General features: G+C 58.7%; 22 protein-coding genes. 14 read left to right on the top strand and 8 right to left on the bottom strand.

What is annotated here, in order from left to right:
* Positions 1-10 precede the first annotated feature (10 nt).
* The 6 genes from H4I92_RS12755 to H4I92_RS12730 all read right to left on the bottom strand — a co-directional run bounded on the left by H4I92_RS12755 (position 11) and on the right by H4I92_RS12730 (position 5,936).
* Positions 11-1,879 (bottom strand): methyl-accepting chemotaxis protein, encoded by a 1,869-nt coding sequence (locus H4I92_RS12755; RefSeq protein ID WP_077530953.1) that lies wholly within the window; start codon positions 1,877-1,879, stop codon positions 11-13.
* A gap of 118 nt (positions 1,880-1,997) precedes the next feature.
* On the bottom strand, positions 1,998-3,062 hold the full coding sequence (locus tag H4I92_RS12750; protein WP_077530952.1) for a heme-dependent oxidative N-demethylase family protein: 1,065 nt from the start codon (positions 3,060-3,062) through the stop codon (positions 1,998-2,000).
* A 41-nt stretch (positions 3,063-3,103) separates the two neighbouring features.
* Entirely contained in the window at positions 3,104-4,069 is a 966-nt protein-coding gene (locus H4I92_RS12745; protein WP_077530951.1) for a PDR/VanB family oxidoreductase, read from the bottom strand.
* The gene (locus H4I92_RS12740; protein ID WP_077530950.1) at positions 4,066-4,686 is read right to left on the bottom strand and encodes a dimethylamine monooxygenase subunit DmmA family protein; all 621 of its coding nucleotides are present in this window, start codon (positions 4,684-4,686) and stop codon (positions 4,066-4,068) included. Before H4I92_RS12740 ends, H4I92_RS12745 begins: the two co-directional genes overlap by 4 nt.
* A 29-nt stretch (positions 4,687-4,715) precedes the next feature.
* Entirely contained in the window at positions 4,716-5,072 is a 357-nt protein-coding gene (locus tag H4I92_RS12735; RefSeq protein WP_077530949.1) for a cupin domain-containing protein, read from the bottom strand.
* 273 nt (positions 5,073-5,345) lie between these two features.
* Entirely contained in the window at positions 5,346-5,936 is a 591-nt protein-coding gene (locus H4I92_RS12730) for an acyl carrier protein phosphodiesterase (protein WP_077530948.1), read from the bottom strand.
* A gap of 201 nt (positions 5,937-6,137) precedes the next feature.
* Between H4I92_RS12730 and H4I92_RS12725 the strand changes: the two genes are divergently transcribed.
* The gene (locus tag H4I92_RS12725; RefSeq protein ID WP_077530947.1) at positions 6,138-7,052 is read left to right on the top strand and encodes a sensor domain-containing diguanylate cyclase; all 915 of its coding nucleotides are present in this window, start codon (positions 6,138-6,140) and stop codon (positions 7,050-7,052) included.
* Positions 7,053-7,085: 33 nt separating this feature from the next.
* On the opposite strand, the gene H4I92_RS12720 is transcribed toward H4I92_RS12725, so the two are convergent.
* Positions 7,086-7,361 (bottom strand): fused DSP-PTPase phosphatase/NAD kinase-like protein, encoded by a 276-nt coding sequence (locus tag H4I92_RS12720; RefSeq protein ID WP_077530946.1) that lies wholly within the window; start codon positions 7,359-7,361, stop codon positions 7,086-7,088.
* A 110-nt stretch (positions 7,362-7,471) separates the two neighbouring features.
* Here H4I92_RS12720 and H4I92_RS12715 point away from each other — a divergent pair, with 110 nt between their 5' ends.
* Both H4I92_RS12715 and H4I92_RS12710 read left to right on the top strand, forming a co-directional pair.
* Entirely contained in the window at positions 7,472-7,840 is a 369-nt protein-coding gene (locus tag H4I92_RS12715; RefSeq protein ID WP_218668211.1) for an ArsR/SmtB family transcription factor, read from the top strand.
* Between the two features lie 79 nt (positions 7,841-7,919).
* Positions 7,920-8,666, top strand: coding sequence for a ParA family protein (locus tag H4I92_RS12710; RefSeq protein WP_077530945.1), 747 nt, complete (start codon positions 7,920-7,922; stop codon positions 8,664-8,666).
* A 34-nt stretch (positions 8,667-8,700) separates the two neighbouring features.
* Here the strand turns inward: H4I92_RS12710 and H4I92_RS12705 are convergent, their stop codons facing one another.
* Positions 8,701-9,000, bottom strand: a complete 300-nt coding sequence (locus H4I92_RS12705) for a hypothetical protein (protein ID WP_077530944.1) — start codon at positions 8,998-9,000, stop codon at positions 8,701-8,703.
* A 222-nt stretch (positions 9,001-9,222) separates the two neighbouring features.
* Here H4I92_RS12705 and H4I92_RS12700 point away from each other — a divergent pair, with 222 nt between their 5' ends.
* The 11 genes from H4I92_RS12700 (at position 9,223) to H4I92_RS12650 (ending at position 20,385) form a co-directional block, all read left to right on the top strand.
* The gene (locus tag H4I92_RS12700) at positions 9,223-10,461 is read left to right on the top strand and encodes a sulfotransferase (RefSeq protein ID WP_077530943.1); all 1,239 of its coding nucleotides are present in this window, start codon (positions 9,223-9,225) and stop codon (positions 10,459-10,461) included.
* Complete coding sequence (locus tag H4I92_RS12695; RefSeq protein WP_077530942.1) at positions 10,442-11,605, top strand: glycosyltransferase; 1,164 nt, start codon at positions 10,442-10,444, stop codon at positions 11,603-11,605. The genes H4I92_RS12700 and H4I92_RS12695 overlap by 20 nt, the downstream gene beginning before the upstream one ends.
* A complete protein-coding gene (locus H4I92_RS12690; RefSeq protein WP_077530941.1) occupies positions 11,575-12,342 on the top strand; it encodes a polysaccharide deacetylase family protein in 768 nt (255 codons plus the stop codon). Before H4I92_RS12695 ends, H4I92_RS12690 begins: the two co-directional genes overlap by 31 nt.
* Before the next feature lie 109 nt (positions 12,343-12,451).
* The gene (locus H4I92_RS12685; protein ID WP_077530940.1) at positions 12,452-12,796 is read left to right on the top strand and encodes a DUF6482 family protein; all 345 of its coding nucleotides are present in this window, start codon (positions 12,452-12,454) and stop codon (positions 12,794-12,796) included.
* 213 nt (positions 12,797-13,009) lie between these two features.
* The gene (gene idi / locus H4I92_RS12680; RefSeq protein ID WP_077530939.1) at positions 13,010-13,576 is read left to right on the top strand and encodes an isopentenyl-diphosphate Delta-isomerase; all 567 of its coding nucleotides are present in this window, start codon (positions 13,010-13,012) and stop codon (positions 13,574-13,576) included.
* 226 nt (positions 13,577-13,802) lie between these two features.
* Positions 13,803-14,591, top strand: a complete 789-nt coding sequence (locus H4I92_RS12675) for a bacteriorhodopsin-like (protein WP_077530938.1) — start codon at positions 13,803-13,805, stop codon at positions 14,589-14,591.
* Between the two features lie 133 nt (positions 14,592-14,724).
* Positions 14,725-15,714, top strand: coding sequence for a polyprenyl synthetase family protein (locus H4I92_RS12670; protein ID WP_077530937.1), 990 nt, complete (start codon positions 14,725-14,727; stop codon positions 15,712-15,714).
* A gap of 1 nt (position 15,715) precedes the next feature.
* Positions 15,716-17,275: a phytoene desaturase family protein gene (gene crtI, locus H4I92_RS12665; protein WP_077530936.1), complete on the top strand. Its 1,560-nt coding sequence runs from the start codon at positions 15,716-15,718 to the stop codon at positions 17,273-17,275.
* Entirely contained in the window at positions 17,272-18,273 is a 1,002-nt protein-coding gene (locus H4I92_RS12660) for a phytoene/squalene synthase family protein (protein WP_077530935.1), read from the top strand. Before crtI ends, H4I92_RS12660 begins: the two co-directional genes overlap by 4 nt.
* Positions 18,263-19,420 carry a lycopene cyclase family protein gene (locus tag H4I92_RS12655; RefSeq protein ID WP_077530934.1) on the top strand — a complete coding sequence of 386 codons (1,158 nt, stop codon included), beginning with the start codon at positions 18,263-18,265 and terminating at the stop codon, positions 19,418-19,420. Before H4I92_RS12660 ends, H4I92_RS12655 begins: the two co-directional genes overlap by 11 nt.
* The gene (locus tag H4I92_RS12650; protein WP_077530933.1) at positions 19,417-20,385 is read left to right on the top strand and encodes a Brp/Blh family beta-carotene 15,15'-dioxygenase; all 969 of its coding nucleotides are present in this window, start codon (positions 19,417-19,419) and stop codon (positions 20,383-20,385) included. Before H4I92_RS12655 ends, H4I92_RS12650 begins: the two co-directional genes overlap by 4 nt.

Genomic DNA, 20,385 nt, shown 5'->3' with positions numbered 1-20,385 from the left:
TCATGCGGGCTCAATCAATACTGAAATGGCGGCAGTGCGCCTGGTGGGTCCGCTCCAGCTCGGCAACCGTGACAACGCCTTCAGGGTACTGCCAGCCAGGATTATCGTAGACTTGGCCCAACCACTGCTGGAGTATGCCCTGGTAGGTCTGAGTCTGGCGGAACTCCCGGATAAACCGGTTGATGCTTTCGAGGAGCGTGTAACTCCCCGGCGAATTGGCCACGGCAGCGCTGTAGTACCACAGTTCATCGTCAATATTACCCGGCAGGATTTCAAGCTGCCCCCGCATGGGGCTGTCCTCGCCGTAGCAGACCCAGTGATAGATGGGCAGATCCACGGCAAACGCATCCACCACGCCGTTGGCCAGGCTGTCGTGAATGACGCTCTGGTCATTGTACGCCAGAAGATTGGCCAACCGGATCGTTCCGCCCGGCTTGCCGGCATTGGCCTGCCAGCGCAGTCCCTTCTGCTCCAGTATCTGCAGCGCGGCGGGGTCATTGATCACCCCGAGCACCCGCCCTTCCAGATCGGCGAGACCGGTAATGCGCTCATCACCGGCCCGGCGGGCCAGCACGTAGGGGAGAAAGGCGTAGGGTTCGGAGAAAGCAGCCCGGTCATATCCCGCCACTGGCGGCAGGGCGCTCCACGCCACATCCGCCTCGGGCTCTCCCCTTTTGCGGCCCGCTTCCAGCAGCTGGGTACAGAGCGCCCAGGGGTGCTCCACGAACTCACAGCGAACCCCGAGCCAGTCGGCGAAGGCACGCGCGCATTCCGCATCAAGGCCCTTGAGCGGTTCGTTCGGTGAGGAACGGAACGAGACCCCCAGAAAGGCCGGCTCAATCGCGATCCGGATCACCCCGCGTTCACGGATGTCAGCCAGTCGATCATAGCCGGGATCCGGCGTAATACGTTCCCGTTGGAGTACACTCGCGACAGCCTTCCGAGCCTCACGCGGGTCGTCTCCCGCATGACCGCCAGCAACCTCACGGAGCGTAGTGCGACTCCATTCACTGCGGGTCCGGGCATGACGGGTCGTATCACCCGCCAGGGCAACCGTCTCACTGATGATTCGGTTATTGCTCTGGATCTTGTCGATGTAGCCGCTCATGGATCCCAGCAGACGATGGGAAGTTCCCAGTGAATCGCTGACCTGATGGGAGAGTGTTTCCAGGCGCGCTTCCGCATCACTCAGAACCTGCGACAGGGACTCGGAGACAGCCGTCAGGTCAATCTGCTCGTCCGCCTCACGCGCACTCTGCTGGGTCCGCATGGCCAGGTCCCGGATCTCCGAGGCGACAACCGCGAACCCCTTGCCCGCTTCCCCGGCATGCGCCGCTTCAATGGATGCATTGAGTGACAGCAGCTGGACGGTCCGGCTGATGTCATCAATCGTCTTGATGAATGCCCGGGATCGCTCGGACTGATGTTCGATCCGTTCCGACAGGGTCGCGAAGCGATCAGTAAAAAACTGGTGCGTTTCCTGTAGCTCCTGATCCATCGCGGTGCGCAGCGAGTCAGCGTTGCGATCACTCTCATCAAGCTGCTCGCGCGTCTGGCCCAGGAACGTCTGCTGTTCCTCCGAACGGGCCCCTATTTCACCGAGCGTGGTATCAACCACATCAAGGCCCTGTTCCGCGTGAGCGACCAGAGCCTCGGCCCGCTCTGCGAGCAGCTGCAAGGCACGTGGTGAGCCGCCCGCCTGCTCCACAGCCTGCACCGACTCCAGGCCATGACGCACATTATCCGGTATGGCGCTTCCCCCAATCGCCAGTGCCCTGTGCACTTCCCCGGACTCCAGGGCATGCAGCCATTCAGGCAGGCTTTCCTGGCTCGCCCCATTTTCCTTGTTGCGCTGACCCAGTCCGGGGATCAAAAGCATGGCCTACTCCTGTATGGGTTCATTACAGACCGACTTCCTGTGATACTCGGGATAAAGCAAATTGCAGGCCAGCCAGAAGAGTGTCTGCGCCTGGCTCCCTCCGGCATGTAAACACCCTCTACCCGGGCGCTGCGCCCGGCGTCAGTTCTTCCCCATCATCGAACTGGGACAGGTAATCCACGACGAGAGGGCGATAGTCGATAAAGCCCTTGTAGTCCGCCAGATCATCAGGAAGCGTTTTCAGCACACGATGGAAGCGCTTGGCCCATTTGGGGATGGTGGCGAGCTCGTTCACGCTGATGAGATAGCAGCGGATGCTGAACAGCACGGCGTTGCTGCGCGGTAACCGATAAAGGGCCTGCAGCTCAACGCGCAGGTGAGCTTTGTCGCCGACGTTCTCCGGTGTTACGCGAGCCCGGTCGATGCCCCACTTGTGGTAGTTCTCCGGCGACGTATCCATACGCGGGTTGACCGTCATGGTCCAGTTCAGGCGCCGGACGGGATGGCCCACCTGCAGATTCAGGAGGTACTTGAGCGCGCGGTCAAAGATGCCCATTTCATGGGCTCGCGGCACCGGCCCGTGCCACTCATGGAAGTTCATGCCCAGATCGAACTGAAGCGACCAGTCCGCCTGACAGGTGAGCATGCCGCCATCCATGTAGAGCATGTCATCGCGCTGATCGTGCAGGGTGAAATCCCCCTGGACCTGGCGCGTGATGTACTCGAACGGCTCCCGTGGCAGGGTCTCTGGATCCCCGAACGTAAAGGTGTCACGGATACCCAGCAACCGGTTCTCCCAGGTCCAGCGATCGCCATCCCGGGTCAGTGTGAAGTGCTGCGGGTAGTCCGTGGAAAGCGACTCCATGAGAAGCTCGAGCGTATCCCACTGGGCCGTCATCATGTGCGGCAGCACCGTGCAGCGGCTGGGATCCTCTTCCAGCACCCGGCGGCGTTCCTCGATCTCTGACAGATAGTGCTCGTCAATGTCGAAAGCCGGTGCGTAGGCCGAACCCGGAGGCCCGCCATTGTGCGGCTCGATGTTGACCGAGTACATGTAGCTGTCCTCGGGAAACGGAAACGGGAATCGCCGTATAGCCTCCGGACTGTTGCTGTAGGTGAAGTCATCGCGGAAGGTTTCCACGGGTTTCACATTCGGCTCTGCGACTGTTGTTTCTGCTTGCATGGTTCGACTCCTGAGCGTTCACCGCCGCCGGCACCGCCGGCCTATAGATCCAGCACGACGCGTTGTGAGCGGGCCCTGGATACACAGATCATCATCCGGCTGTTTGCCGCTTTCACGTCGTCGGACAGGAAATGGTCGTAATGCTCGATATCGCCTTCGAGCACTCTGGTTTCGCATTCACCGCAGGCACCGCCCCGGCAGGAGCACGGCGGTTCCAGCCCTGCTCCCTCCAGCGCTTCCAGAACACTGGCAGTACCGGGCACCTCGATCTCCCGTTCACTCCTGTTACAGACCACCGTGAACGGCTCCCCCACAGGCGGCGCTGTAAACGCTTCGGCATGGACATGGCGCGCCGGCCACCCAAGCTGAGCCGCAGCATCGCTGACCCTTTCAATCAGTCCGGCAGGGCCACAGACGTAGACATGGGTGCCCAGCGGCTGATCACGCAGAATCGCGAGCGGATCCAGGTACTCGCCTCGATCGCTTTCGTAGAAGGTGGCGGTGGGCTCCCGGGCAGCAATGGCATCCCGATAGGGAGCGCCATCGTCATCCCTGAACTGGTAATGCAACTCATAGGGCACGCCACGCTGGCGCAGCTCGTGCATCTGTGCGAGAAACGGCGTTATCCCGATACCGCCAGCAATAAGCACATGCCGGCGGGCAAGGACATTCAAAGGGAACAGGTTGACGGGCGCGGATATTTCCAGGAGATCGCCCTCACCGAGCCGCTCATGCATGAACAGGGAGCCGCCCCGCCCCGCATCGTCACGGCGCACCGAGATCCGGTAACAGCGGCCGTCATCCGGCGGACTGGTGAGTGAGTAGGGATTGCGGTGGCAGACCTGCCCCTGCGCATCCTTCATGGTGACAACCACGTGGCTGCCCCCGGAGAAACATGGCAGGGTAATGCCCTCAGCGTGCTCGAGGGTAAAGGTCTTCACCGAGGGTGTGACCTGATCGATTCCGGCCACCCGCACCGGGATACTGGGTTGCTGTGAGGTGATCATGAATCAAGCTCCTCCGGCTCAGGCACGTCACCCGGCGCCTCGGCGTCCACACAGACCCCCTGGTAGACACCCAGCCGGCGTGAGAAGTGATCCCGGACGAAAAGATTCAGGCCACAGCCAGGACACTGGTATACGGTAGTGGATACGGCAGGATCGGTCGTTTTGCAGTGTATGCAGCACACCGGTCGCGCTGGCGGACCGCACCGCTCCATCTGGATGGCCGCCTCCGACATGCCCACCCCATCGCGGGCACTTGCCACGACCCGCCAAAGAAATGCTTCACTGCCGGCAACGTACAGCCGTACCCCCATACCGGCATCAGCAAGGTATTCATTCAACGCTTGGCAAAGCCCATCGGTATCGGGGAAAAAGCGGGGAGAGCCATGACCGTCGCGGGCCAACTCATCCCCCCGGTCAGGACCAGCACCTGCCGTATAGAACAGAGCCACTGACGATGCCGCCGGCGCCATGCCGTCATTCCCTTCGGCCAATTCGCGGCGCATCCGCAACAGTGCCTCCGTTCCCGGACCTTCGCCCGCGAGTACATGCTGGCAGGCCCCCGGATCAGGCGTGAGTCCGGTATAGACTGGTTTGCTCTTGATGCCTGGCATCGACATGCCGAACCTCCTCCATCACGGTTAACCCACTACCCTTCGCCTTCCCGGCGCTGTCCGCAGAAGAACCCGACGCCGAAATCATCGGTCTCGAACGTGATCTGACTGCCGGCAGGGAAATAGAAAACATCACCAGGACGGGCTTCGACACTCTGGCCGGTTTCATCCGTGATGGTGAAACCTCCGGCAAAGATGCACTTCATCTCATGGTAGGTGTAGTCATAGACCAGTGGCTTATCGGACTGCTCCATGCGGAAGAAGCCGCTCACAATGGTCTTGTCCGGGTCATCCGATACCGCGACGTCCCCGAGCCAGGCATTGCACCCCTCGACTTCCATGCTCGGAAAGCTGCGCTCGGAAGCACCGGGAAAATGGGTCATCTTCTTCATGAGAGATCTCCTTACTTGTTTCTCTGTGGGAATCAAATTTTCTCAAAAAGAATGCAAAAGATTTGCCAGGGAGATCTCAAAGGACGCTGCCCGTTTCTGGAAAGAACTCAAAGTATTGATATTATGCTTTTTATGGCTACAGGGCTGGGCACGGAAGCTGGCTGCATAGCCACCGCTCACGACAGGTAACGGTCGTCATTGCGTTCATTCTTAGTGCAGCTGGAGTCCTGATGCACTCTTGCAGGACATCAGGCGGCTCGAGGCGGGGATTGCTCAGATGGGAGCTGGTGGCTGACTCGCCCCGAGATCGCGTTGCAGATCGCGGAAGAAACAGAGGAAATGCGCTTCGAGAGTCTGGTCGTTTTGACGTATCTCCTCGATGATGCCGTCAAATCGGTTCGGAAACCGGATACGACCGGCAACCCGATCCAGCGCATAGCCGATGTTATCGAGGTCCCGATAATGGCCAAACCAGTCGTCCAGAGTGATCCGCCGGGTCACACGGATCATTGGATCCGGCATAAGGTGTTCGTGTTCCTGGAGCTCACGGTAGACCTGCCGGATAAAGGCATCAGGATCCCGGCCACTGAATTCAGGCCAGTATCTGAGCAGATAGTGATCATAGAGGATATCCAGCGCGACGCCGGCAAAGCGCCGGCGCCGCGCCGAGAACAGGCGCCGACTCGCCAGGACCTGGGGATGGCGGTCCGTGTAGCTGTCGACCGAGAGATGGTGCTGCACGCCCCACTGCACCTCCTCCGGCAGAGCCTGAACCCTCACGCCACGGCAGAAATCACCAAGAACGCTGCCAACCCTGGCCTCCGACGAATCCGGAGCCAGAAAGAGATGGGCGAGATGATTCACTGCACGCTCCTCTTACATTTCTGCATGGATGCCCCAATAGTCTCAGACTCCAGCCCGCCGACAAAGGATGGTTACGGCTTCTCCCGGGTAGCACTGGGCAGCAACAGGAGCGACAATGGAATCAAGGCATGAGGGAATACCGATTTGAGAAAGAACGGTCAGCACATGGTTCCTGTTCCCCAGTCGTAAAGGACACTCATATTGGAACACTCACCGGATTTCTTACGCGCGATTCTTGATTCCGTCAGCGAAACCATCGTGGTGATTGATGAGGCCGGCACTATCCAGTATGTGAATAGGGCGTGGCGTGACTACGGGGAAAACAACGACGCCTGCATCCCTGGTGACCACTGGCAGACGCTCAATTACCTTGCGGCGTGCGACAAGGCATCCGCCATGGGAGATGAGTTCGGCGCGGGAGCCGCTGAGGGCATACGCAGTGTTGTGAGCGGCAGACGACCGGAATTCTATCTTGAATACCCCTGTCACAGCCCCGATGAAAAACGCTGGTTCATGATGCGGGTTGCGCCATTGCAGTTGAATGAGGGCAGCTACTTTGTGATCGTCCACCAGAACATCACGGAACGGAAGCTGGCCGAGGAAAAAGTCAGCGCGCTCGCACGCATCGATGGGCTGACCGGGATCGCCAACCGGCGCGCCTTTGACGAATTCCTTCATGAGGAAGTCCGCCGGTGCATGAGGCTGGGCAAACCGGTCAGCATGGCCATCGTGGATCTGGATCATTTCAAACTACTGAATGACACCTTTGGCCATCAGGTCGGTGATGACACCCTGCGCCGGGTTGCCTCCCTCCTTCAGGAAACCGTAAACAGGCCAAGCGATACCTGTGCCCGGTACGGAGGTGAAGAGTTCGCCCTGATCTGGGGTGACACGTCACTGGAACAGGCACGGCAGCTGGCCAACCAGTTCCTGCGAAACCTCACCGAAGCAAAGATACTCAACCTACATTCCCCCACCGGCAAATACCTCACAGCCAGCATTGGCCTCACATCGATCATTCCCACTTCGGATTCCGACATGGAGAAACTGATCAGACAGGCGGACAACATGCTCTATGAAGCAAAGGCCAACGGACGCAATAGGATTGAGCCCTGACGCCGGCTCCCTGCTTCCTGGCCTCAAAGACTTCTACTGGGACGCACCCAGACCGACACGTTCCCGCACTGCCGGTACCCGACTGGTCTTCAGCCCGGCTGCCTTGGCCTCCTCCAGAGCGATCTCCGCGGGCACGCCCATATGATGGCGATACAGAGCCCACATCGCGCCTACCCGATTACTGCTGGCGCAGTGCACCAGAACGGGGTAGTTACCCGTCGTGGAGACAATCCTGGCGAACTCCTCTACCTGCTCTCCGGTAGGGGCCTTGCTGGAATAACACGGTTCTTCATCATCGTCTCTCTCCACAATTTCTACCTTATATTAAGTATTACTAATATAAAGACTGGAAAGTATCCGTTGCAAATACAAGAGCCACCTAACGCGGTATAATCTGACCCAAAACCGGAGAGCGACTTATGGATCCAGAGGACTATGCGAGAACCCTGCAGCAGTTCAGCGGCGCCTCGGCCCTTACGCCGGATGAAATGGCTGAGCACGCAGCCGAGGCGAGCCAGGTTCTTAAGTCGATCGCCAACCCCAACCGGCTGATGATTCTGTGCACGCTGACCGAGGGCGAGAAATCCGTGGGGTCCATCAACAGCAGTGTGCCACTCAGCCAGTCAGCCCTCTCCCAGCACCTGGCACGCCTCAGAGCTGAAAACCTCGTCAGTTTCAGGAAGGAGGGACAGTTGGTGCTTTACCGCATTCGGGACCCGCGGATTGTGGCGCTGATGAGCCGCCTTTATGAGCTTTACTGTGCACCCGATGCAACTTTAAGTTCCTGACTGTCATTGAATTGACATAAAGTAAGAGAAATTCAACCCTATAATACGATCCAAATTCTGAGTCGAATTATGAGCATGCATGCAGATCATCGCATTTCATAACGTTAAAGGCGGTGTTGGAAAAACGTCAGCCGCCGTGAATGTTGCGTATCTTGCGAGCCAGGCAGGTATATCCACACTTCTGTGGGATCTGGATCCTCAGGGAGCAGCCACTTGGTTTCTGTCTGAAGACACACCACAGCCTGGCAGGAAACTTGCACCCCTGATCAAAGGCAAATCGCCTGTTGGCGATTACGTCCGTTCGACGCCATACCCTAAACTCGAGTTGATCCCGGCCCACCAGAGTGCGCGCAATTTCGACATCAAGCTCAGTCAGGCTGGCTCGGGCCGGGAACTCAAACAATGGCTCAAGTCCCTGAGTGAGGAAACAGCTCTGGTCATTCTCGATTGCCCACCATCACTCTCGGAACTTGCCGAGCAGGTCATGGAGACCGCGAATGCGGTCTACGTGCCCATCATCCCGACGAAGCTCTCACTCAACAGCTGGGAGCAAATCGACGGTTTCGCGAAAGACCACAAGATTAAAGCCAAGCGCCTGCGGCCATTCTTCTCGATGGTCGATCGTCGGAAAACACTCCACAGGGAGTTAGCGGACAACCGGGCCAAAACCCTGCCGCGGGCATTAAATGCGGTGATTCCAAACGCCAGCGCGATCGAGCGAATGGGCGAAGAGAGAAAGCCACTGGAGCTGATGGCTCGGCGAAGCAAGGCAGCACAAGCCTACCGTGAGCTGTGGCAGGAAATCAGGGATAAACTAAAGCTCTGACCCAGGACACCTTGGATGACCTGCCCAGGTCATCCTAATCCGGAGCACTCCGACCCACACTGAAAACATCGACTGGGCCATCAAGACGTCCACTCGAACGGCCGTTGTTGATGGGCAGTACCTGTATCCCAAGCGCTTTCACATACTGGAAAAGAGCCGCCCGAATCCCGCTGATGAGCATCGTTTCCTGCTCACCGTCTTCCGATAGCCTGATCCGTATAAACACATCGGTTGCAATAACTTCAAGTTTTTCCTGGGGCACATAATCGATGTTTTCCAGCCCCTTGCACCCCCGCGCAATTTCTCTTTGGATCTGAGACATGGCCATACCCATCAAAACCTCCGGCACACAGGATGTAATGGTGAGAGCCCGCACCAACTCAGGCTCCCGTTCCGGGTTCTTGGAGGCCATCCTAGCGAGCTAATTTAACGATTTGGTGACACAGCAATCCCGCAGTTCCCCGGCTCGCGATCCCCGAACGGACCAGTGCTGGCTGTAACCCCCCTGTCACTTGATAGGGCTAACCTCTTCCCAACTGGAAACACAGGAAAAACCATGCTGACGCTCGCGCTCAGGAACCACGCCCGTTTACTGGGCGATACTCTACGTCCAGGACCGGAAAGCCAGGGGCGATTGACCCTCAAGCGCGCGGCTGTGATGGGCGTATTTCTGCCGGCCTACACATTGATCCAGTCAGTCAACGCCACGGGACTGGCTCTGGATCGACTGCTGTTCCCCGGCTTTCGGAAGGTTGTTGTAAATCGGCCGGTATTCGTTCTCGGCATGCCGAGGAGTGGCACTACCTTTCTGCATCGTCTTCTAGCGAAGGACGAAAAGCGCTTTACCTCTACCAGGCTCTGGGAACTGATTTTCGCACCCTCCATTACCCAACGCTATTTTTGGCTGGGCGTCGGTCGCGTGGACCGGGTCCTGGGCCGACCCTTGGGCAGATCCCTGGCCTTGGCTGAAAACGTGGTTTTCGGTTGGTTTGGCGACGTCCACCAGACGGGATTACGGGATACCGAGGAAGATTACCTGGCGCTTTCCCTTGTCGGAGCCTGTTTCTTGTTGGTACTTCCCTTCCCTGTCGAGCGCGTCTGGCGCCTGGCGTATTTTGACGAGCAGCTGAGCCCCAAGGAGCAGTGCCAGGTTATGACGTTCTACAAAAGCCTTGTCCAGCGTCATCTGTACGTCCACGGTACGGAACGGCGCTTCCTGTCCAAGAACCCGTCATTCACGCCCGTGATCAGGACCCTGGTCCGCCAATTCCCGGATGCTCAGTTCATTGCCTGTTACCGTACACCCGAGGCTGCTGCTCCTTCTCTGGTCAGTTCGCTCCAGCAAGGCGCGCGCCTTTTCGACCACAGGGATCCCAGTTCAGCGCTGAGCCGGAAGCTCATTGCCATGCTGAAATTCCAGGCCCGTCACCTTCTCACTAACCTTACGCCAATGGAACGGGACCAGTATGCGCTCATGGCCATGGAAGACCTCACCCCGGAACCCAGGCGCCAGATCGAACGTCTTTACACACGGCTGGGCTGGGAGCCCACGAACGAGTACAAAGCCGTACTGAACCGCGAAGAGCATAAAGCCAGGGGCTATACAAGCAGACACCGGTATTCACTCGCCAACCTCGGATTGGATAAGACCATGATCGAGCGTGACCTTGGTCCTGTGATCAGGGAGCTGGCTGATGCAGACCAGAAGCCGTCTGTCACTGAAACATCAGACGACGTTCACACCACTTTCACAGTGAGCTCCGATACTTCGCAGCATGGAAACGAGCGAGCTTAGAGTCCTGTTTGTTGTCGACGCGATCCAGGGGCGGAACGGCGTTGGCACCTACTTTCAGGATCTGGTGGACCATCTCGATCAACGGATCGGGCAAGCGGAACTGATCGCCCCGAGCATGGATAACCCAAGGGCCTACCAGGGCCTCGCACTGCCTGTTCCGGGCGACCCCACACAGAAACTCTATCTCCCGAGAATGCGTGTTCTCACACGCATCTTTCTCGACGTACAACCTCACGTAGTGGTGGTCCCCGGCCCTGGCCTCTACTCCCTGGCCGGCTTCTGGCTGGCCAGCAAGCTGGGCATTCCAGTATGCGTTACCTACCAGACAGACTACCGGCAACTGGCCCGGATCTACTTCAATCGTGTGGCAGGCTACCTGGGCGGCCGCCTTATGGACTGGCTGAACCTGACCATGTCCCGCCGTGCGTACTCCGCAATCACCGTCAGCGACCATATGACAGGGCTCGCCAGAGCCGCCGGCATCCCCAGCCCCAGACGGATCGGTACTCCGGTCGCCCGGACTTTTCTGGACAGACCCGTAACGCCCCTCCGCGAACGGCTTCAGTCCGTTCTGTATGTGGGACGGCTGGCCGCGGAGAAAAACATTGAGGCTTTCATCGAGTTGGCACGCCAACGGCCGGACCTGGATTTTCTCATTGCGGGTGATGGGCCCCAGCGACCCGAAATCGAGAAAGCGGCGCGAAAGCTCGACAATGTGCAGCTTCTTGGCTGGCTCCCCCGAACGGAGATCATCGACTGGCTGGACCGGGTAGATGCGCTGGTACTGCCCTCCTCGGTGGAAGCGTTCGGTACGGTCGCGCTGGAAGCGATGATGCGGCAACGGCTGGTACTGACCTCGCCCCAGTGTGGCATAAACCAATGGCCTGAACTCCGGCAATCCCTGTTCAGCGTGCAGGGTGACGAAAACCTCGGCCAGGCCCTTCAGCGGATGGAAGCACTGCCCGCCGAACAACGCCAGTCACTCGCTGAACAAAGCCGGCAAGCCGCCGTCAGCGTTAGTTCGGGCGCTGTAAACCAGTGGCTCGAAGTGCTGATGCAGGCAGCAACAAAGCGGGAGCCGAGAACAGTAAGCCATCCCACTGGAACCGTGGCATGGCTGCAGCGCCTGGACAGCCGCTATTGATTCCGGTTCAGCCTCTTGCCGTTACCGCAGAGCTCTCTGCACTGGTTTCCGTGCATGACGTTATGCCGGAGACTCGGCATCAAGTTGAGCGCATACTGCAGCGCCTGGACGCCATCCCTCCTGATGCCGTCGCCCTTCTGGTCGTTCCAAGCCGAGCCTGGACACCGCAAGACCTGAGTTGGCTGCACGGTTTGGCACAACAGGGGTACACCATGATCGGCCATGGCTGGTGCCATGAATGCGGACCGCCCCGGACGCTGAGGCACCGGCTGCACAGCCTTATCCTGTCCAACCGTGCCGCGGAGCATCTTTCGCTGACCGACAGCAGCATCGCCCAGTTGATGCACAGGTGCCAGAACTGGTTCCTGGAAGTGGGGCTTGGCTCCTGTGATGTCTACATTCCACCCGCCTGGGCCCTGGGGGCGGTCGAGCGCGACACGCTCGCCACCACGCCATTCCGCTATATTGAGACCCTTCGCGGGCTCCACGACCTCCAGACCGACCGCCGGCAGCATTTACCCGTAGCCGGTTTCGAGGCCGACCGCTGGTGGCGTGCGATCGCTACGCGACTCAGTAACCAGGTCAATGCATGGCTGGCGATTCGGCGTCAGATTCCTCTGCGTATTGCCATCCATCCCTACGACTGGCAATACCCTCTGGCTGATCAACTGGAGGCCCTGCTTGGCCGGGTAGACTGCTACAAGACTTACCCGCAGTCGCCCGGTAGCCACGGGTAATCTGGTTCTATAACCCACCCGGGAAAAAACATCTGCAGGCCAACGGGAATTGCCTGAAAGCCGGGACCGTCTTATTCTTGAATCACACATCCCGGGCGGAGGGAAAACAATGACTATCCAAACTTACCAACTCGGCGATCACACAACCCTGAAACAACTCTCACAGGCAATGGCTCAAGGCCTATCCCCCCTTGTTGAAGTACAGTCGATGGATGGCATCTATACGGTGCGCTTCCATGACGGCGGCAGCAACACACAGCTCAGCGACGATCAGGGTCGCACGCTCACGTTTTACGGCACAGGTAAGATTCGCGAGCTCCTTGGCAGCATCGGTCTAACCCATGGCGTACTGACCTGGAGTGATCAGTGCGGCGACGAGATGATCGGCGTTGATGGCCATGCGCCTACTCAGGAAGAAATGCTGGCCAATGGCACAAGAATCGCTTTCACCTGACTCAGGCAACCTACTCGCCAGAGCATTACTTTCTACCGCTGGAAAGAGCTGAACCGGCTTCCACTGTCGTATTCAATCAGAGTGGAGCTGTGACTATGGGTACTTTCATTCCCTTGAACCGAACGTTCAGTCAAATGCCTCCCCACTATACGGCGGAAGGGATTCCGCGCATTTCATCGCCGAAATCAGGCAATACCCGGAGGAAGAGGATCGATGGGCCAAAGCCGAACGAACATTGTCTCCTTTGACGAGGAGCCCCTGATCCTCGTTGATGAGAACAACCAGGTGCTGGGGTATGACTCCAAGGTGGCATGCCATCAGGGTGAGGGTCGGCTGCACCGCGCATTTTCCCTCTTTGTCTTCAATCGCAACAATGAGTTGCTTCTGCAGAAACGCAGCTCCCACAAACCCTTGTGGCCACTTTACTGGTCAAACAGTTGCTGCAGCCATCCACGGCGTGGCGAGGACGAGCTGGAGTCCGTGGAACGCCGCGTCCAGGAAGAACTTGCCATCACTGTACAACCGGAGTTTCTCTACCGCTTCAGCTATCACGCCTCCTTCGGTGAGCCCGGTACTGAGCGCGAGCTATGCTCGGTCTATATAGCGCGCTCAGATTCTCTGGTTGAGGTTAATGAAAGCGAGATCGCCGACTGGCGCTATATCACTCCTGAAGCGATGGATCGGAAACTGGTCGAAACTCCGGAACACTACACCCCTTGGCTTAAGCTGGAATGGCCTAACCTGCGCAACAATTTCTGGGACCGGGTGAAAGCGCTTTAAGGCGCTCGCGGCGCAACGACACCCAATTACAACCAAAACTTTATAACTTTTAATCTGATTTCCTGAATGGCGCGTAACCTTTCTATGAGTGAGCTGGCAGAGGACGCCTCTGCGGCAAAACTCGCGCGCCCCGCATAAGTAAGGGGCCAGTGCTGTGTAAGCGTTGCGACGCTAAGGTAGCGTCGGACCTCAAGCTCAGCAACAACCGTCAGAGGGAGCCATAACAATGCTTAACCTTGAAACGCTGTCCATGGATCAGTATTCGTTTATCGCGAATGCGTTTTCCTTCGGGTTTGCGGTAATGGCATCTACCACGATCTTCCTGTGGTTGATGCGTTCTTCCGTGGCACCCGCCTACCGGATGGCCGTCACCATTACCGGGCTGGTGACCGCTATTGCGGCCTATCATTACCTGCAGATCATGCTGTCGTGGGACCATGCGGCAAGCATTCAGGCGGGGGAAGTGGTTACAGGTGATGAACCATTCAACCGGGCCTATCGCTATGTGGACTGGCTGCTGACAGTGCCGCTTCTGCTGATTGAGCTGATTCTGGTCATGAAATTCACCCAGCAGGAAACCATCAACAAATCCCTGAAGCTGGGGGGCGCCGCAGCTCTGATGATTATACTGGGGTATCCCGGTGAAGTTGCAGAGACCATCGGTACACGCATGATCTTCTGGATTCTTTCGATGATTCCGTTCCTTTATATCGTTTATCAACTGGTAATAGGACTTAGGGAGTCGATCGATAAGCAGCCGGAGAACGTGAAAAGCCTGATCAACATTGCGTCGTATCTTGTCGTCGCATCCTGGGCGTTCTATCCCATCGTCTACCTGTTCCCGCTTGTAGGCTTCACCGGTGGGTCAGCCATCGTTGCGGTGGAAACCGGCTATACGATTGCGGATATCGTCGCGAAGGCAGTGTTTGGCCTGTTCATATTCACGATTGCACTGCGTAAAACAGAAGATGAAGGGAAGAGTGGTTCGGGCACCTCAGCCAACAAAAAGGCCTGAGGGTTTCTAAGCGGCTTGAAACCATGAAGAGGCGTCGGACGACAGGTCCGGCGCCGCTTCGGTTTGATCTGGTGGTAATTGCCGCCAGCATCAACGCGCAGTCGCAACAAATCGGTACCAAGGGAGTACAACAATGACGATCCCCTGCGTAACAACCGATGTGGATGCCGTCCGAACCAATGAACGACCCACGCCGAACATAACGGTTAATGATAGCGAAGCTGACGCCCGGGAGCTGAGGCAGGTACAGGCGTTGATCAAGGAGCGCCTGTTGGGACTGGACCACGGCCCTGCTACAGAGGCCGCCAGCTATCAGAACAGCACAACCGGCAGCCTGTTGAGGGCGCGTCTGGCGCTCGCCAGCGGCCACACCTTTCAGTGTTCCAACCAATACCGCGTAGCGGCTGCAGCCGCCTGCGAACTGATTCATAACGCCTCACTGGTGCACGATGACCTCTCGGATGGCGACGAGCACCGGCGCGGCAAACCGTCTGTCTGGAAACAGTTCGGTAGCGAAGTCGCCCTGTGTACCGGCGATCTTCTTTTATGCACAGCCTTTGGTGTTGCTGCCGATCTCACTGATCCACAGGAATCAAGCTCACTTGTGCGACAGCTGACGACCATGACCAGTCGCACCATTGTTGGGCAAAGTCGGGAAGTCGCTTCTTCCCACCAGCGGGCACACCCCAACTTCCGGGACTATCTTTACACCACCGCAGCCAAGACTGTGCCACTCATTGAATTACCGCTCATAACCGGCGCGGTGGCTGCCGGGGCGGAAGCCGACGTCCAGAGCCGCATGGGGCGACTGGCGAACGCCATTGGGCTGGCCTATCAGATCATCGACGACCTGGATGATCTGGAAAACGGCGTAGAAGGCCTGCATCCGTTTCACGCTTGGCATCACCACTGCCCCCCGGGGCAAGGGGGTACCGGGCAGCGCATTCAGCGAGCGACATTGCATGCCCAAGCCTCCCTTAACCGCGCCAGAGAGACCCTGGGCGATCTGGAAACCAGGGTACCCGTATCCTTGGCTCCCAGATTGCAACCATTACTGATACAGCTGGAGCAAAGAGCCCTCGCACACCGGCAGAACAGCCTACAAGACGCAGGGCCTGCATGACATGGCGCAATTACACAGCAGTAGCAGACAGACAAAAGCTGTCGTTGTCGGTGCGGGCTTTGGTGGACTGGCCGTCGCTCTCCGCCTGCTTGCGCGCGGTTATGCTGTAGACCTTCTGGAAAAGCACGCTGACCTTGGCGGACGCGCCAGAACGTTTGAACTGGATGGCCACCATTTTGACGCCGGACCAACGGTCATCACTGCCCCATTTATCTTCTCGGAACTGTTTGAGCGTTTCGGCGAAAACATTGAAGATCATGTCACTTTTCTGCCGGTCGCCCCGTTTTACCGCATGGACTTCACGGACGGCTCCCACTTCGACTACAGGGATACCACCGAGGCGATTATTGAGGAAATCGAGCGGTTGTCGCCCGGAGAAGGCAGCCAGTATCACGCCTTTCTTGAGGCTGCCGGGGCCATGTATCAGCGCGGCTTTGTGGAGTTGGCCACCCGCCCCTTCACCCGGATCAGCGATATGCTGGACGTCTTTCCGGACCTTGTTCGGCTGAGAGCGGACAGGAGCATCTACCAGTTTGTGGCCCGGTTCTTCCGGGATGAACGCCTGCGCAGGGCGTTTTCCGTACCCTCGCTGCTTGTCGGCGGTAACCCGTTCCGGACCTCGTCACTCTACGCGCTGATCCATGCGCTAGAACGCAGGGGTGGGGTCTGGTATGCCAAGGGCGGCACTGGCGCCCTGGTCAATGCATTGGCCGCACTCTTCCAGCGTCACGGCGGGCGGCTGCACACCGGACAATCCGTCGAGCGCCTTGAGATGGAGGGGGGGGTGGTGCGCGCGGCTCTCACTGGCAGCGGCCAGCGTTTCGAAGCCGACCTGCTGGTGAGTAACGCCGACCCACTCTACGTCTACAACCACTGGATTGCCCGTACGGCTCTGCAGCGCATTGCGGACGGCCACCGGGCGCGTCTCAAGCACTCAATGGGGTTGTTCGTGCTCTATTTCACGACCGATCGCATCTACTCCCAGCTCGAACATCACACCATCGTCTTTGGCGAGACCTTCCGTGAGATTCTCGACCAGATCTTTGATCAGCATGAAGTACCGGATGACCTGAGCCTCTACCTGCACCGCCCCGGCGCGACCGATCCCTCAATGGCACCCGCCAACGGCGATGCCTTCTACGTGCTGGCGCCCGTCCCGAACCTCCAGGGCAATCAGGACTGGACACAGCTCGCGCCGGAGCTGGAGCAGCGCATTGTCGATATTCTTGCGCGGCGTCTCATGCCGGACCTCCATGCACAGATACGGGCGAAGCGCAGTGTCTCACCGGTCTACTTTCATGATGCGCTCAACAGCCCCCATGGCAGTGGCTTCTCCATCGCGCCCACGCTCACGCAATCCGCCGGCCTGCGATTCCATAATCAGTCACCACGCTATCCCAACCTGTTCTTTGTGGGCGCAGGCGTCCATCCGGGCGCTGGCGTGCCGGGTGTGGTCTCTTCAGCCGGCGTTGTTGAGCGGCTGGTAAACCGTTGGGAAATGCAGCCTGAACAACGGGCGGGCAGAATCGATGCCTCGACGACCAATGGGGCGGGACCATGACTCTGGACCAGACTGGCGCCAGTACTGACGTGTTGCGACGCAATGGTCGCAGCTTTCACTGGGCAGGTCAGTTGTTGAGCGGTGACCAGATGGCCAGTGCAGCAAGCCTTTACAGCCTATGCCGCAGGATTGACGACCTGGCCGACGAGGCCGTAACCCCCTCACAACGCGTTTATGCGGGTGAACAGCTTCATGCGCTGAACGAAGCCCTGGCGCACGGCGCTCCCCCGGCCGAACCACAGAAACCGGTCTACGAGCAGGCCAGTGACCTTCTGGGCGGATACCCGGTTGCCATGGAGGCGCTGCAAGAACTCATCGCCACGGTGCAGCAGGACCTCAATCCAGTGCATATGACAGACCACGCGGAACTGCTTCAGTATTGCTATGGCGTGGCCGGAACAGTGGGCGTCATGATGAGCTGCCTTCTTGGCGCGGAACCACGAGCGCGGGCCCTGCCCCATGCCATTGACCTGGGGATCGCCATGCAGATGACGAACATTGCACGGGATGTCCTGGAGGACGCTGAGCTGGGCCGGGTTTATCTACCAGCAAAGGGCGCGGCGGGCCACCTCCACCCAGGCGCACTGGTTAGGGGAGATGTGTCCTCCCGCCATAACGCCTGGCTTGGTGTTCGCGAGCTGCTCTCGCACGCTGAGACCTACTACGCCAGCGGCTGGCAGGGATTGTGGTACCTGCCAGCCAGGCCCCGAATCGCCATAGCCGTGGCCGCCCGGCTTTACCGCGAGATCGGACGCCAGATTCTTCGCCGTGGCGAGGCAGCCTATTGGCAGCGTCGCAGCATGGTCGGTCCGCTCCGCAAGATCCAGGTGTCACTCGCAGCGGTAGTGCGGCTGGCGTTGATCCCCTCGCCTGATAAGGCAAGCGGGCACGATGCCCTTTTACACCGTGACCTTTCCACTTATCCCGGAGCCAATCAGCGAAACAAATGCACCGCGGCAGAACGCGATCAGCGGGCAGAGAGGGGCTATGGAAGCTAACGATCCGGATGAGGATATCGTGATCATTGGCGCCGGCCTTACAGGCCTCAGCCTCGCCTGCTGGCTGGAGGAACTGTCGAGCCGCAATGGGCAGGCCATGCCCCGTGTGCGCCTGCTTGAGCCCAGAACCACCTACGACAATGACCGTACCTGGTGCTTCTGGGATCGCGAGGATCACCCCTTCCGTCAACTGATCACCCACCGCTGGCCGCAATGGCAGGTCAGCGCCGGGAAAACACGCGTAGTGCAGTCCAGTCCGCGGACTTCTTACGCCCTGCTACCCGCGGACGCCCTTTACCGGCATGCACTGCATCGCATCGAAGCATGCCCGGCACTGACCCTCCAGCAGGGCGTAAACGTAGAGACCATCAATGAGGGCGAGAACATAATTCAGGTCATAACCGATACCGTCGAAGTGCGCGCCCATGCGGTAGTGGACACCCGACCGCCCGCAAACCTGCCAGAGACAACCACCACTGGCTTCTGGCAGGTCTTTACCGGCATGGAGATCCATTGCCCTGACCATGGCTATGAGGTTACAACCGCTCGACTTATGGACTTCCAGCCCTGCGATGATTATCCCTGTTTCGTCTACCTTCTGCCCAAGGATGAGCATCATCTGCTCGTCGAATGGACCGCATTCCAGCCCCAAAGATACAACCAGGACTGCGAGGCAAAACTTGAAAGCTGGCTCGCCAGTGAGGGCATCAAGGACTACCGGGTGCTGCGCGAGGAATCCTCGATGCTGCCCATGATCCCGATCAGCAGCGAGCGTCGCTCCGGCCGGGTGATCAAAGCCGGGGTTGGCGCTGGCTGGATGCGCGCTGCCACCGGCTACCATTTTGCAACCTGCCAGCGGTGCAGCATGATGCTGGCGCAGCAGATTCTAGCGGCCAAGGCCTCGAATCGATGGCACCTTCAACCGCCCACCGCACGTAGTTACTGGCTCGAATGGATGGACCGGGTTTTCCTGCGCGCACTCCGGCGCCACCCTGACAAGGCGTCTGAATGGTTTCTGGCACTGTTCTCTGCCACTACGGGGGCCCAGATGAGTCGATTCATGAACGACCAGCCCTGCCTGCGTGATGCAATGGCGATTGCCAGCGCGTTACCGCCAGGGCCTTTCCTGAAAGCGGCACTTGTATGAACGACGAAACGATAAACAAGGTCAGGGCCAGCCTCTACGGCAGCAACGGGGGACGCCGCCATCAATGGAGCGTTCTGGCTGCGGCCCTTGTTGCAGTGTTGGCAGCCCTTGCGTTACCACCGCTGTCAATTGAGCAGCAGTTCTGGATCGTGCTGGTGCCAATCGGCATTTTCGGCCTCTCTCACGGCGGTGCCGACCCCCTGATCCTCAAGCACCTCGCCTTGAACGAGCCGGGCAGACTGGCGCTTCTTACCAGCCTCTATGTCATCGCTTCCCTCGCCTTTGTGGCCTTGATTTGGTTCTTCCCAGTATTGGCGTTACTGGTGTTCCTGGCTCTCTCCATCTGGCACTTTGGTTTCACGGATGCCACCTTTCTCAGCGCCCACCCCAATGCCCTCCTACTGTGGCTTTGCGGAAGCCTGCCGATACTTGGCCCGATCCTTGGTCACACGAGCCAGACCAGTGAGCTTTTCGCGTGGCTGATCAAGCGTGAGCCACAAGCAGTGCTCTCAGTGCTGGAGCCCGCCGGGCCGTTACTGGCAGGTGTGTGGCTATTGGGTTTCGGAATCCTGGCCTACCGCCATTACGCCCAACTTGGCACACGTGTTCTGGCGGAGCTGGTCCTGGTGGCAACAGCACTGGTAGCACTACCGCCGTTGTTGGCCTTTGCGTTCTACTTTTGCGTTGTCCACAGCATTCGCCACTTCCTCTCCGTCATCCAGCAGGGGCTCGGGCGTGCGAAGACCAGATCCACTCTGGCGTTTCTGTGGCAAAAGGCCGCTCCGGCAACATTCGCCGCCATCGTTCTTGCACTCGGGGCATGGGCAGTGATGGTATTTTTAGAGCCGGACTCCCGCCTCCTGGTGGAAGCCATCCGCGTTATGTTTTGGGCCCTGGCGGCTCTCACGCTGCCCCATGGACTGATGGTCAAATTCTGGTGGGAAGGCAACCAGAAGCAGCCCTGA

It is taken from the genome of Vreelandella halophila (assembly GCF_019903425.1).
GTDB lineage: Bacteria > Pseudomonadota > Gammaproteobacteria > Pseudomonadales > Oleiphilaceae > Halospina > Halospina halophila.
Note: the sequence above shows the minus strand (reverse complement) of the source record. Positions and strands in the feature narration are given on the sequence as shown.